10 protein-coding genes are annotated in these 13,145 nt (G+C 69.7%); 3 read left to right on the forward strand and 7 right to left on the reverse strand.

Going from position 1 to position 13,145, the window contains the following annotated elements; translation table 11 throughout:
* The first annotated feature begins 99 nt into the window (after window positions 1-99).
* Window positions 100-1,251, forward strand: coding sequence for a serine hydrolase domain-containing protein (locus OO71_RS06080; RefSeq protein ID WP_051791080.1), 1,152 nt, complete (start codon window positions 100-102; stop codon window positions 1,249-1,251).
* A 232-nt stretch (window positions 1,252-1,483) separates the two neighbouring features.
* On the opposite strand, the gene OO71_RS06090 is transcribed toward OO71_RS06080, so the two are convergent.
* From OO71_RS06090 to OO71_RS06105, 4 genes are all read right to left on the reverse strand, one after another.
* The gene (locus OO71_RS06090; protein ID WP_063740008.1) at window positions 1,484-2,146 is read right to left on the reverse strand and encodes a response regulator transcription factor; all 663 of its coding nucleotides are present in this window, start codon (window positions 2,144-2,146) and stop codon (window positions 1,484-1,486) included.
* Between the two features lie 137 nt (window positions 2,147-2,283).
* A complete protein-coding gene (locus OO71_RS06095; RefSeq protein ID WP_245633578.1) occupies window positions 2,284-2,988 on the reverse strand; it encodes a type VII secretion system-associated protein in 705 nt (234 codons plus the stop codon).
* Window positions 2,978-4,837 (reverse strand): hypothetical protein, encoded by a 1,860-nt coding sequence (locus OO71_RS06100; protein ID WP_033288608.1) that lies wholly within the window; start codon window positions 4,835-4,837, stop codon window positions 2,978-2,980. The genes OO71_RS06095 and OO71_RS06100 overlap by 11 nt, the downstream gene beginning before the upstream one ends.
* A 129-nt stretch (window positions 4,838-4,966) precedes the next feature.
* Window positions 4,967-6,595 (reverse strand): PucR family transcriptional regulator, encoded by a 1,629-nt coding sequence (locus OO71_RS06105; RefSeq protein WP_033288609.1) that lies wholly within the window; start codon window positions 6,593-6,595, stop codon window positions 4,967-4,969.
* Window positions 6,596-6,735: 140 nt separating this feature from the next.
* On the opposite strand from OO71_RS06105, the gene OO71_RS06110 reads away from it, so the two are divergent.
* Window positions 6,736-8,073 (forward strand): NAD-binding protein, encoded by a 1,338-nt coding sequence (locus OO71_RS06110; RefSeq protein ID WP_063740009.1) that lies wholly within the window; start codon window positions 6,736-6,738, stop codon window positions 8,071-8,073.
* Between the two features lie 196 nt (window positions 8,074-8,269).
* On the forward strand, window positions 8,270-9,739 hold the full coding sequence (locus tag OO71_RS06115) for an amino acid permease (protein WP_033288610.1): 1,470 nt from the start codon (window positions 8,270-8,272) through the stop codon (window positions 9,737-9,739).
* Between the two features lie 921 nt (window positions 9,740-10,660).
* Here the strand turns inward: OO71_RS06115 and OO71_RS06120 are convergent.
* From OO71_RS06120 to OO71_RS06130, 3 genes are all read right to left on the reverse strand, one after another.
* Window positions 10,661-11,650: a hypothetical protein gene (locus tag OO71_RS06120; protein WP_156096193.1), complete on the reverse strand. Its 990-nt coding sequence runs from the start codon at window positions 11,648-11,650 to the stop codon at window positions 10,661-10,663.
* Between the two features lie 199 nt (window positions 11,651-11,849).
* A complete protein-coding gene (locus OO71_RS06125; RefSeq protein WP_033288753.1) occupies window positions 11,850-12,416 on the reverse strand; it encodes a type VII secretion system-associated protein in 567 nt (188 codons plus the stop codon).
* Window positions 12,417-12,424: 8 nt separating this feature from the next.
* Window positions 12,425-12,880 carry a hypothetical protein gene (locus tag OO71_RS06130; RefSeq protein WP_033288611.1) on the reverse strand — a complete coding sequence of 152 codons (456 nt, stop codon included), beginning with the start codon at window positions 12,878-12,880 and terminating at the stop codon, window positions 12,425-12,427.
* Window positions 12,881-13,145 lie beyond the last annotated feature (265 nt).

Genomic DNA, 13,145 nt, shown 5'->3' on the forward strand with positions numbered 1-13,145 from the left:
CTTGCTTTTCCCGGGCTTGTCTACATTGGCGGCCACCGGATTTCCCGGTCCCGCGACGGCAGATTCTGCTGCATTCGCCCTGCCCGAAGGAGCATGTTCATGGCTCACTTTTTCCGTACCCCCCGGCGGAACCGGCTCGCCGCGGGCGCGACCGCGGTCGCCGCGGTGGCCGGACTGATCGCCGGGGTCCCGGGGTCCGCAAGCGGGCAGCAGGCGTCAGCCAGTCCCGCGCTCCAGGCCAGTCTGGACAAACTGGTGCGGGACAACGGTTTTCCCGGCGCACTGGCCACCGTCAGCCGCGGCGGGGTGCCGGTGGCGTTCGCGACCGCCGGGACCGGCGACACCCGCACCGGAACGCCGGTGCCGCCCGACGGGCAGGTGCGCATCGCCAGCGCGTCGAAGATGTTCACCGCCACCGTCGTGCTGCAGCTGGCCGGCGAGGGCAAGGTGAAACTCGACGAACCAGTGGAGACCTATCTGCCGGGACTGGTGCGCGGCAAGGACTTCGACGGCAACGGCATCACCGTCCACCAGCTGCTGCAGCACACCAGCGGTCTGCCGAACTACACCGAGTTCACCCAGGACTTCCTCAACATCCAGCACCGCTACTACGAACCGCGGCAGCTGCTGGACATGGCCTTCGCCAAACCGGCGTCGTTCAAGCCGGGGGCGAAATGGGAGTACAGCAACACGAACTACATTCTGGCCGGCCTCCTCGTGCAGGCGGTGACCGGACGGCCGATCTCCGAGGAGGTCACCAACCGGATCATCCGGCCCGCCGGGCTCGGGCACACGTACTGGCCGGGAGTCGGTGACCAGACCATCCGCGAGGACCATCCGCACGGCTACTACACCACCGCGGACGGCAAGAAGGCGGACGTCACCGAGATGGACCCGTCGTGGGGCTGGGCGGCCGGACAGCTCATCGCCCGCCCGAGCGACCTGAACAAGTTCCTCACCGCACTGCTCGGCGGGAAACTGCTGAAGCCGGAACAGCTGCAGCAGATGAAGTCCACTGTGGACTCCGCGGACCTTCCGCCCACCTGGCACTACGGGCTCGGGCTCATCCGCATCCAGCTCAGCTGCGGGGACGCCTGGGGCCACGGCGGCGACATCGACGGGTACGAAACGCGCGACGCCGTCATGAGCGACGGCCGCTCGGCCACCGTCGCGGTCACCGCACTGCCGGGCGACCTGGCGGCGGTCGACGCGGTCAATGCCGCGTTGGATACCGCTCTGTGCGCTAAGTGACGGGTACCGCTGGGAGGGTCTTTCCGGGCCCTCCCAGCGGTTTTCGGGCGGCCCGGACCGGCATCGGCCGCCACGCGCTGAAGGCGGCCGGTAGCACCAGGATGCCGCACAACGTGAGTCCGCGGGCCACGTCGAGGTCGACGATGCGCTGGGTTTCCGGAGCTGGTGCCATTCTCGCCCGGTAGGGAGGACCGGTCTCCGCGGCTTTCGGAGGCTGGCCCTGACTTTGGTTCTAGATCGCCCCGTGCTTGAGTGCGTAAGCGACCGCGTGGGTCCGGTTGCGCAGTTCGAGCCGGTGGGAAAGATCGTGGATGATCTTCTTCACCGCGCGTTCGGAGAAATTGACCTTGCCCGCGGTTTCCGCCGTGTCGAGGCCGTCGGCGAGCAGGCGCAGTACGTCGATTTCGCGCTGGGTCAGCCCGGAACTGTGCACCGGGCTGTTCTCCTTCGGCCGGCGCAGGTGGCTGAGCAACGACCCGAGCGCGGCCGGGGGCAGGATTCCGCCGCCGCGGGCCGCGGTCGCCACCGCGGCGGTCAGGTGCTCGCTCGACGTGCGTTCCCGCGGCAGCAGCGCCACCACATTGCACTCCACCGCGGTCAGCACCGCGTCGCCCGCTGCCTCCTGGTCGACGAGCAGGACCACCGGCGCGTCCAGGGTGGCCTTGAGACGGCGCAGTGCCGAGGTGACCTCGACCGACAGCGTCTCCGCCGCCGCGATCACGACGTCCACCTCGCCGTCCTTCACCCCATCCTGCACCACGGAAAACTCGGGTCTCCCCCGCAGCCAGCTCGCGATCCCGGTGAAGGTGATGGGGTCGGGTGCCTGGATCAGCACTCTGACCGGCCGGACGGCACTTGCCCCGGCGCATTGCGTTTCCGTCGCCACCCTGTTCATCCGATCGACCCCTTGCAGCCGCCGGCCCGGCTTGCCCGCCGGTCCACGAGGCTTCCGAAGTTACGGGCCGGAAGGGGCACGCAGCGATCCCGCGCGGGGTAAAGATCAGGTACAGCCAGCTGTACCTGGGGGGTCGCTCAGATGTCGGCCGGGAGCGCCGCGGCAGCGCGGATCGCGTCGCCGAGGAGCCGGATCGACTGCGGCGCACCGGGGTTCACCAGCACGTCCACCCCCAGCTCGGGCAGCGCGGCGGCCAGCTCGGGCACGGTGACGTTGCGCCAGCCTGCGACGTCGAGCAGCTTGCGGTAGCCGGGCGAGCTGGTGACCAGCACCGACGGAACCCCGTCCGGGGCAGGCGCGACGATCGCGACCCCGTTCTCGTCCAGCGCGACCCCCAGCACGACGTCGCGCAGCACGCTCAGCAGCCGGTCCCCGTCCAGCTCACCGCGGGCCACCAGCCGGATCGCGCCGTCGACCGGGTCGCGCGGGGAGTCCGGAGTGGACGGCTCGTACGCCGGGTTCGGCTCGAACCGCACCGGGGTGCCGTCCGGCCGGATGAGCCACGCCCCGACCACGACCTCGGGCGGGACCTGACCGGGTTCGGTGGCCGCCCATTCGGGGTCGATGAGGACCATGATCCGGAATTCGCCGGGACCGGCCTCGCCAGGGGCCGGGGCGGAGTCTTCCGGAGCGGCCCGGGGGGCCGGGGCAGGTTCGCCGGGGCTCGGCGCCGAGGCGGCTTCGCCCGGCGCCCGGGACGCCGGAGCGGGCTCCCCAGGGGCCACAGGTACCGGGGCGGGCTCGCCAGGGGCCGCAGGTACCGGGGCGGGTTCAACCGGCATCGCGCAGTCCTTCCGCCGGGCAGCCGGGCAGCGTGGTGAACCAGTGCGCGGCCGATTCCGGAATCCGTTGCCGGGGTTCGCTGTCGAGCCAGCCTTCGACCTCGCGGCTCAGTACGTCGAGGATCTCCTCGTCCTGTTCCGCGGCGGCCACGGCGGGTTCGTCGGCCGGGACCTCGCGCAGCGCGATCCAGCCCCGCTGCCCGTCCTCCGGCCCCACCGAGTCCAGCACCCGGAACCTGGTGCCGGGCAAGAACACCACGCGGTCGGGCACGCCGCCGGTGGCCGGTTCCGCCGATTCCGTGCGACGGCCGGTGACCGACCACACGAGCACGTCGACGTTGCCTTCCTGGGCAATGCACGGTTCGGTCACCACATGCAGGTACCCCGGTTCGACGAGCGTCTGCGCGGTTTGGCACTGCGCCCACTGGACGTCGGCCGGGGTCAGCGTGGTCACGGCGGCGCCCTCGTGCATCGGCAACACCTCGAATGCGGCCGGGCGAGCGGGACCGTCGCCCGAGAGGTACTTGCGCACGGCCGCCAGCGGGTCGTCCGCGGCTTCGACCGAAATCCTCGGCAGGACAATGGTTTCCATCAGCCGGGAGAGCATCGGGAGCTGCTCGTCGTCCTCGTCCGGTACCACGGGTTCCGGGGCGGTCGGCGCGAGGACGGAGACGAGCGCCGTCGGATAGTCCAGGCGCCGCACCAGATTCTCCGCGGCGGCTCGCACGTGCTCGGCCGGTTCGTGGTGGACGAGCACGCGGACGGGATCGAGCGGCGCGTCCGGCACCGGCCCGCGACCGCTCCGCACCCACAGCCCCGATTCGACCACTTCGACGACCACCCCGGGCCCGCACTGGTACACCCCGGGCGAAACCTCCGGCAGGTCGGCGACCGGCGGGCGGTGGACCAGGAGCTCCGGGTCCTGCCCACGGCGGTGGGCGAATCCCTTCGCGAACGTGTTCCATCCGTACGAGCCGTCCGCGCGTACGGTGAACACGTCCGGTGCCCAACCGGCCGGAATCCCGGCGTAGCACCGGATTTTCGCGTCCAGCTCGTCCGCCAGCGCGGTGCCGAACGCACCCACCGGACCGAACTTCACGAACCACGCGGTGGCCTGTACCTCGACCGGCAGCGCCTGCCAGTACGCGGCGACGTCGGCCACCGGCAGCTCGGGCAGGCCGGGGCCGCCGAGCACGATCACCGGCTCGTCCCGGCACGGCATCGTGCGGGTCAGCCGTACCCGGGCGCCGGCCACCGCGCTGTCGGGACCCGCCGGGCGCAGCCACATTCCGGCAGGCAGCGGTTCCGCCACGCTCTTGCCGACCGAACGCGTCTCCGCGAGCACCGGGAACTCCCATGCGGGGCGCGGCAGGCGTTTGGCTCCCCACACCGGGTCCGGCCCGCTGCCGAAGCGCAGCCAGCCGGTGTCCGGACCAGCGTGCGCGAACAGCGCGCCACGGGCGTCGCGATGGATCGGGCCACGCGGGGTCAGCACGACGCCGCCGGTCCGCGCGGCAAGCCAGTGCCCGAGCTGCGGATCGATCTCGCGGTGCAACGGGATCGGGAGCACGACCACCGGCCGCCCGCCCTCGGGCAGCGCGGCGACGAACGCCTCCCACATGTCCGGTGTGGGCTGCGCAGGCAGGTCGGCCACCACGTAAAGGTGGTCCGGATCGACGGGCAGCGATTCCGCGAGCGCGCGGGCCTCGGCGGTGACGCCGACGGTGTCGTCGACGTCGTGCACGACCACCGCCTCGCCGACGGTGCTCCGGGTCAGCCCGGCGGTGCTGCGCGGCACTTCGGCGGCGGTGCTGCGGGCTCGTCCCCGGAACCTGGTCAGCACGGACATCGCAGCTCGCGCCTCCCGTTCGCAGACCACTTCCGTCCCCGTCACTATGACCCCGGACCCGGCGGTCCGCCGGGTCATCGGAGCGGGAACAGCCCGACTGTCGGCGAACCCTTCACGAACGGGCAGCGCTCAAGCCGGGGCGTCGCCGGGGTCGCCCCGTCCGGTGGCCGCCAGCAGGAGCTGCAGGTGGGCGAACAACCGCTGGTGGGGATCGGTGAAATCGAGCCCGCTCACGGCGGCGGCGCGTTTGATCCGGTGCCGCAGGGTGTTCGGGTGGATGTGCAGGCGCTGCGCGGCGGCACGGACGTCGCCGAGTGCGTCGAAGTACGTGACCACCGAGCGGACCAGCCCGGCGTCGTGTTCGAGGTCGTACTCGATCAAGCCGGTGACCCGGGGATCGCGCAGGTAGGGGTTGTCCTCGACCAGCGCGAGGGTTTCGGACACGAGCACCTCGGCCCGGACGTCGGCCATGGTGGCGACCTCGCTCGCCTTCCCCGACATGACGTTCATGACCCGGTCGGCAGTCTGCCGTGACTCGGCGATCGCGCCGAAGCGCTCCACAATGGACCCGACGGCCGCGCGGACGTCCTGCTGGAGCCGCCTGCGGGCGGCCGCGACGATCTCCTTGGCCAGCCCGAGTACCAGCGTCCCGTCGTTTTCCGCAGGCAGATCCGGCAGCAGGAGGTACACCCGAGAGCCGATCGTGGTGGTCAGCGCGGTCCGCCGATACGCCGCGGCGTGTACCGAGACGAGGTTGGTGATCGCTGCGCTGCGGAGTTCGCGGGCCGGGCGTCCGGGTTCGGTGTCCTGCTCGGCGAAGACCACCACCACGGCCGGCTTACCCGCATCGATGCCGATGTCGGCGGCCAAAGTGGCGGTGTCGATCCGGTTCTCGAACAGGCTGTTGAGCAGGTCCTGCTGCAGCCGCAGCCCGGCGGCCGTGCCGGTGCGGCGGCGGACGAGGTGCATGGCCGCGACCCGGGCGGCGCCGAGCAGCGCACCTTCGGCCTGTCCGGTGAGCGGCACGTCGCCCTCCTGCACCCAGATCGAGCCCAGCAGCTCGGCGTCGGCCCGGATGCCGATGGCGAGCCGCCGCCGGATGCCCAGGTCGGGCCGCTCGCCGATGTGGACGACGTCGTCCCCCTCCCGCAACCGGTCGATGATGCCCCATTCCCGCAGTTTCGCCAGGTAGGAGGCAGGTCCCTCGCGGCCGAGAATGGACAGCCTGCGCAGTTCGTCGACCTGGTCGTCGGACCGCGAGTACGCCAGCACGCGGTTGGCGCTGTCCTCGATGCTGACGCTGCCGCCGGTGAGCGCGGCGACGGTCTGGGCGAGGGAGAAGAGGTCACCCGCGTCGTCGGCATCGGCCGCGGACGTCGCCTTCGCGTCCGCGATCGCGCCCCGGGCATAGGAATCCAGCTGGTCCCAGCGGACTTCGGGGCGGACCGCGAGTACCGCGACCCCGGCGTCGTTGGCCGTCGCCCGCAGGTCGCCGGTCGCGTCGCTGTCCGGCACCTTGACCGCCACCACCGCCGCCCCGCGCCGGGCGGCCGCCCGCACCAGCCGCGCCGCGGCCCGGCCCCGCGAACCGATGATCAGGACCAGGTCGCCGGTATAGGAGTCGGGCTCGTCGTCCGGGTCGAGGATCACGACCCCGTTGACCTCGACCTCCAGACCGGCCGGGGCAGCGAGGAGATCGGCCAGCGGCGCGCCGAGCGACACCAGCAGCTGCCGAAGGGTCGCGCTCTCGTTTCCCATCTCACCCCACCATGGGCACCATTGTCGGATCCGACAACGTCCTCGGCGAAACAGTAGCCGTTCGCACCATATGCGGAAAGCCCGCGCTTTCTAAGGTTCTCGGAATACGGATCACCGCTCACCGACGAGGCGCGACGACCATGCAGGTACTCCTGATCGGCGAAGACGCACTGGCCGACGCTGTCGCCGGGTACCTCTCCGCGTGGGGAGCGCAGGTCCGGCGGCTCGACGCACCGGCGGATCTCCACCGGGAACTCGACACGACGACCGACCTCGTGGTCATCGTCTCGCGCGACGACATCCGGGTGCTGCGGCACGCGCTGCTCGTGGAGCACGTCCGGCCCGGGATTCCGTTGCTGGTCACGCTTTTCGACAAGACGGTGGCCGGGGAAGTGGTGCGGTCGGTGCCGCATTGCACGGTGGTGAGCATGACCGACGCGCTGGTCCCCGCGTTGCTGGGGCCGTGCATCACCGACGAGCTGCTGAGCCTGTCGATGACGGCCGCCGGGGACCACGTCGGGGTCCGGCGCAATCTGGACGTCGTCCGGCCGCGGTCGGCCGAGATCGTCCGGAAGCGCAGTGTCCGGGAATGGCTGCACGCGCAGTTCCGCCCGCTGGACGGGAGCAACCGCAGCCTGCTGACCGGGCTCACCGGGCTGGTGGCAATTCTGGTACTGGACACGGTTCTCGGCGTGCTCGCGTTCCACGAACCGGTGCTCACCGCGTTGTGGAACGCCGCCAAGACGCTGACCACCGTCGGGCCGATCGTGGTACCGGAGCACGTTCCCGGTTGGTACCAAGCGTTGTCCGCCTTCACCCTGCTGTGCGCGCTCGGGTTCACCGCGCTGTTCACGGCCGGGCTGGTGGACCGCGTCACGTCCGGCCGGTTCACCGGCATCGTCGGCGCCCGCGCGGTGCCTCGCCGCGGGCACGTGATCGTGGTCGGGCTCGGGCAGGTGGGCATCCGGCTGTGTCTCGAGGTGCAACGCCTCGGCATCGCGGTGGTGGCGGTGGAACGGGATGCCGGGGCGGAATGCGTTCCGCTGGCCAAGTATCTCGGCATCCCGGTGGTCTTCGGCCGCGGCGGGGACCGGTTCCTCTTGCAGAAACTGGCGCTGTCCAAGGCACGGGCGATCGTCGCCGCGTCGTCCGACGTCATGGACAACATCTCGGTCGCCGCCGCGGCCCGCGCGATCGCGCCCGACCAGAACATCGTGCTGCGCTCGAGCGGGAACGAGGACCTCACCGCCGAATCCCAATCCCTGTTCCGGATCGCGACCGCGTGCGACACCAACCTGATCGGAGGGTCTTTCATCGCTGCCACCGCATTGGGGTTCCGGCCCCGCGCCGCATTCACCGTCGGCCACCGGGTCTACGTGCTGCTCGCCGACGGGACCGTGCACCAGGTAGAGGAATGGGAAACCGCCGCGGCGGCCAAGGTACCCGAGGTGCCCGCCCCGGCCGGGGGTGAGCCGTGACCGCCGTCGTGCTCGACCTCGTACCCCGGTTGTGGCCGAGAGGCCTGTACTGCCCGTGCGGGCGCCGGCTCAGCCGCTGCGACGGCTGTGGCGAACTCCGGTGCCTGGACTGTGATCCCTACCGTTCCGAAGATTGTTCAGACTGAAACTCTTCAGGCTGGAAACGACGCGCAATGATGCGCAGTGAGGAAATGGCATGGCCACCAGAACCCGTAACCTCGGGTCGAGCTCGTCGATGTTCCGCCGGAAGCCCATCGAACAGATCGGGTCGTCGTCCGGCGGAAGTCATTCCCTGAAGGCCGCACTCGGTCTCCGGCAGCTCACGGCGATCGGCGTCGGCGGCATCATCGGCGCCGGCATCTTTTCTCTTGCCGGAGCCGTGGCGCACGGTACCGCGGGCCCGGCCGTGCTGATCTCGTTCCTCATCGCCGGAATCGCGAGCGCGGCGGCAGCATTCTCGTACGCCGAATTCGCCGGGCTGATCCCGAAAGCGGGTTCGGCCTACACCTACGGATACGCGGTACTCGGCGAAGTCGTGGGCTGGGCGATCGGCTGGGATCTGCTGCTCGAATACACGGCCATCGTCGCCGTGGTCGCGATCGGCATTTCCGGCTATTTCAACGACCTGCTCGGCTTCCTGCAAGTCGGGCTGCCGCAATGGATGCTCGGCGCGCCCGGCACCGAACCGGCCACGGTCGCGGCCGGAACGTACAAGATCAACCTGTTCGCGGTGCTGCTGTGCCTGCTGATCGCGTGGATTCTCAACCAGGGCATGCAAAACGCCGCCCGGTTCGAGACCTTGCTGGTGTACCTCAAGGTCGCCGTGGTGATCGTGGTGATCGTGGTCGGCGCGTTCCACATCAAGGCGGGCAACTACAACCCGTTCTTCCCGTTCGGCATCTCCGGCGCATTCACCGGCGCGGCAACGGTCTTCTTCGCGGTCTTCGGCTACGACGCCATGTCGACCGCAGCCGAGGAATCGAAAGACTCCCAAAAGCACATGCCGAAAGCAATCCTGTACTCGCTCGCGATTTCCATGGTGCTCTACGTGCTGGCCTGTCTCGTGCTGACCGGAATGGTCAACTTCCGCGACATCAGTTCCGAAAGCGCCTTCTCCAGTGCCTTTGCTTCGATCGGCTTGCCCGCCCTCGGCGCGGTCATCGCGATCGGCGCAATCCTGGGTATCCTGACCGTGCTGTTCACCTTCCTGATGGGCGCCTCGCGCGTCGGCTTCTCCATGAGCCGCGACGGTCTCCTGCCCCAGTGGTTCGGCAAAACCAGCAAGCGCAGGCAGGTACCGAGCCGGATGACCTGGCTGCTCGGCGCGTCGTCCGCGGTGATCGCCGGCCTGCTGCCGATCGGCGAGGCCGCCGAGCTGACCAACATCGGCATCCTGCTGGCGTTCGTCCTGGTGTGCATCTCGGTGATCGTGCTGCGGTACCGGCGCCCCGACCTGCCGCGTGGCTTCAAATGCCCGGGAATGCCGTTCGTACCCCTGATCGGAATCGGGTTCTCCTTGTGGCTGATCACCTTCCTCGACCCGCACACCTGGCTGCGCTTCGGCATCTGGTTCGCGGTGGGGCTGGTCATCTACTTCGCCTACGGTAAGCGGAAGTCGCTGCTCGCCCCGGGTAATGCCGAGGAAACACCGGCAGAAACCCGCTGATACCAGCGAAACGGCCGGTACCGCATTGCCGCGGTACCGGCCGTTTCGCACTTCCCGGTCCGGGCAGCCCGCCTCGCCGAGCGCCGGGATCTGCAGCCGATCGCTTTCGCGCACCCGGTTCGGGTGGTCGTTGTCCCGCTGACAGGTTGTCAACTCTGGCTGACAAGTCAGGACGGGCGCGCCGTCCCCAGTGCTGGTGCGCAGCGAGCGGGCCGAATGGGAACTGCCCGGCGGCCGGATCGAGCCCGGCGAGACGTCGGAGGAATGCCGGACCTACGGATGCACGCCCACCTCGGACGCCGGGCCAGTGCTCAGCCACGTTCGCCGAACACGGGTTATCGTCCGGTACCGGATGACGGCGCACGCTTCGTATCCATCCCCGGATGACCTTCACGTTGGCATGCACCAAATGCATCGACCGATGGCCCGCCCGCTCAGCGACGATTCGCGGTGTTGTCGTTTCTTCTGCGGTGCACGGATCGATGCCCGGTCGAGAAGGAACCGGACAACGCTCCGCCTGACTGACTCGGACGGCGGTGCCACGACGTCGCGGCACCGCCGTCAGCCGGGGTGCTTCTCGAACGCATCACGACCGCCGAACACGACCCGGAAAAGTCCGGTGTCTGCTGGGCGCTGTCCATGCAGGACAGGAAGCCTCACGTAGGTGTCCGTGGTGACCGGGAATGCTGAATTGTTCCGGTGCCGACGGGAGCCGGCTTTCCGCCGCACTCATCGTTGCCCGGCCAACGTCGAGCGGATGCCGGTTCAGGCCGACCAGAGCCACGACCACCAGCGGCGACCGTAGGTGGTCTGAACCGCCCCAGGTTTGAGGTAGAACGACGGCGACCACCTCGAACCGCGCTGTTAGCGGGAAAGGTCAGGCAGTTCGAGGAGTTGCCCGGCTGCTCGCCGTGGCCGGAACTACCTGTTCACCGAAACCGGGTCTGCCGGCCCGCGCGGATTCAGCGCGCCGGGGTCGAGCAGGTGCTGGAGCGCCCGGTGAACGGCCACCGCGTCCGGTTGTCGCGGCGGGCCGGCGACCGCCCGGATGTGGGCAAGGAACGGCGCGCATGGGGCCAATCCGTGCTCCGCCAGGTAGTAGGCCACCGCGTCCGGCCACAGCCAGGTCCCATCGGTGCGGTAGCTCGCCGGCACCACCTCGCCGCGTTCCGGCGCTACGACGTCCGGCAGGGTGGCATCGGTGGCCAGGAGAAGGAAGCCGGCACGGAGGTACTCAAGGGTACGTCCGAGTTCGACAGGATCGGAAATCCGCACATGGCCCGAGCCGACCGCGGACCCGTCAGCGTGCTCGAAGACCGTTGCTACCCGCAGCTCCGGCTGCTCGGCCGCCGCCCAGGCCAGTACCCCGTAACCCCGCGCCACCCGCTGGTAAACAGGCACCTCCCCCGGCCCCACGACCTCGATACCCGCGCCCCCGGACCGAATCGCCGCATGCAACCGCCCGGTCAGCGCAGCGAGGTCGGCACTTCCGTCGGTGGTGATGACATAGACCGGCAGCGGTGCTGCTTCCCGGCGCAACGGCCTCCGGTGGGCAAGCCACAGTCCGCGGGCAGCCGGCGTCCGCTCCAGAACCTGGACCAGCACAGCGGTTTGTGCTTCGTCGGCGTCGTCGCCCGCTTCGGCAAACACCCAAGGCAACGCCGGGACTTCGTCGGTGATCGGAATACTGGTGAAGACCTCCGCGGCGGAGTCGTCGAGCCACTCGCTGAGCACCCCGGCCTGCGCAACCGTCATCGACCGGGAGCAAGCTGCGAGCTCGCGCGTGACAATGTCCGCGACCACACCGAACCCACCCCCGGCCAGCTGCAGCCGCGCCGATTCCAGCGCCTCGTCCGGAATCAGGCCTGCGACACCCAGCAATACTTCGTGCATCCGGACCGCAGGGGACACTGTGATCACCTCCAGCCCCACTATGGCACAGCCGACGGCCTCACCGGCCCAGTCTGGCCCGAGGTGGCCGGCCGTCGGCAAACCCTTCACCAACCGCCACCTCGCCCGGGCACCGGTCCGGGCCGGATGCCCGGTGGGAACAGGTAGCGCCGATCAGCAGTCTGGCAAGCCGCGCGCAGCACCACGTGGCATCCGCGGATCAGTCCTGCGCATCGGTCATCCGTGCGTACAACGCCGCGACCTCCTCGTCGCTCATTGCCGCCGTCTCCCGGATGAACTCATCGGTCAGCCGGACCGATGCCGCTCCGCCCGGGTTGAACAGAACGTGCACTCCGGCGGAGAGCAGATCGGTCAGCTCGGCCAGGTCGACCCGCTGCCAGGCCGGTGCCGCGATGCCCGCGCGGTGCGGTTCCGCGGTGGCGACGACGAGGCATGCGATTTCGTCGGGGGAAGGCGTGACCAGGGGACGGCCATCACCGTTCATGGCAACGTCGACCAGGCAGTCACGCAGCATCAGGCGGATGTGGGTCGCCTCCGCACGACTCTGCAGGACCAGCCGCAGCACCGCGTCAAGCGGGTCGGTCGGCGAATTCGCGTCCGAGGGCAGGTACTCCGGGTTCGCCCGGAACTTCCCCGGTTTTCCGTCCTCGATCGGCCACAGCCCGACGACCGCTTCGAGCGGCGGCGTTTCGTCCTCGGCTGCGGGCGCCCACGCCGGGTCCATCAGCAGCACCCAGTTCTCCGTGTCGCCTTCCGGGTTCGTCATGGTGTCCATCATGGCCTCTCAGTCCTGGGTCCGCTTCCTGCGGGAATCAAGCGCGCGCTCCCGGGCGGCGCGGTGTTCTCCGGTTGCGCAGGGGTGTTCCCCGTCTTTCCTGCGAGCGCGCCGAACATCTTGTTCAGCTCGCCCACCGCGACCAGCTCGTGGTAGCCACGGCGCTCGGCCTCGGCCAGCTCCTTCTGCCCAAGCTCGTGCGGCGGCAGAATGACTTCGATCGGCACCGTCCGTTCGGTGCCGTCCCGCACGGCCTCGAACCGAACCCGGACGTCGTCGTCCGGAAGATCGAGCCCCAGCGCACCCAGCTGCGCCGCCTCCACCTCCAGCTCGTGCCGGAACACCCCGGCCACCAAGTTCGCGAGCTGCCGCTCCAGCCTCGTGTCCGGCTCTCGCCCGGCGAACAGGGCGTAACCGTTGCCAGGGCCGGACGCGCTGATCACGACCTCCGGCATCCCGGCCTCCTTGCGCCTGCGCCGCGCCCCAGCACACACGAACAGGCGGGCGATTTCGTGCAGCGCCCCGACGGCTGTACCCAGGACTGCCTTGCTGCGCCCGGAAAACGGACCGTCACCGGTTCGATCCGGCTCGCCGCCAGCTCGGCCAGCATGACCGCGGGGCAGGCTTCCCCTCCGACCTCACCTCGGTGTAGAAGCCCCCGTAGTTGATTCCGCGGTTGCCTGTCACGTGGTTGCTGGTGGAGATCTCACTAGCGCCGAA

The organism is Amycolatopsis jejuensis, assembly GCF_000717335.1.
In the GTDB taxonomy this organism is placed as follows: Bacteria; Actinomycetota; Actinomycetes; order Mycobacteriales; family Pseudonocardiaceae; genus Amycolatopsis; species Amycolatopsis jejuensis.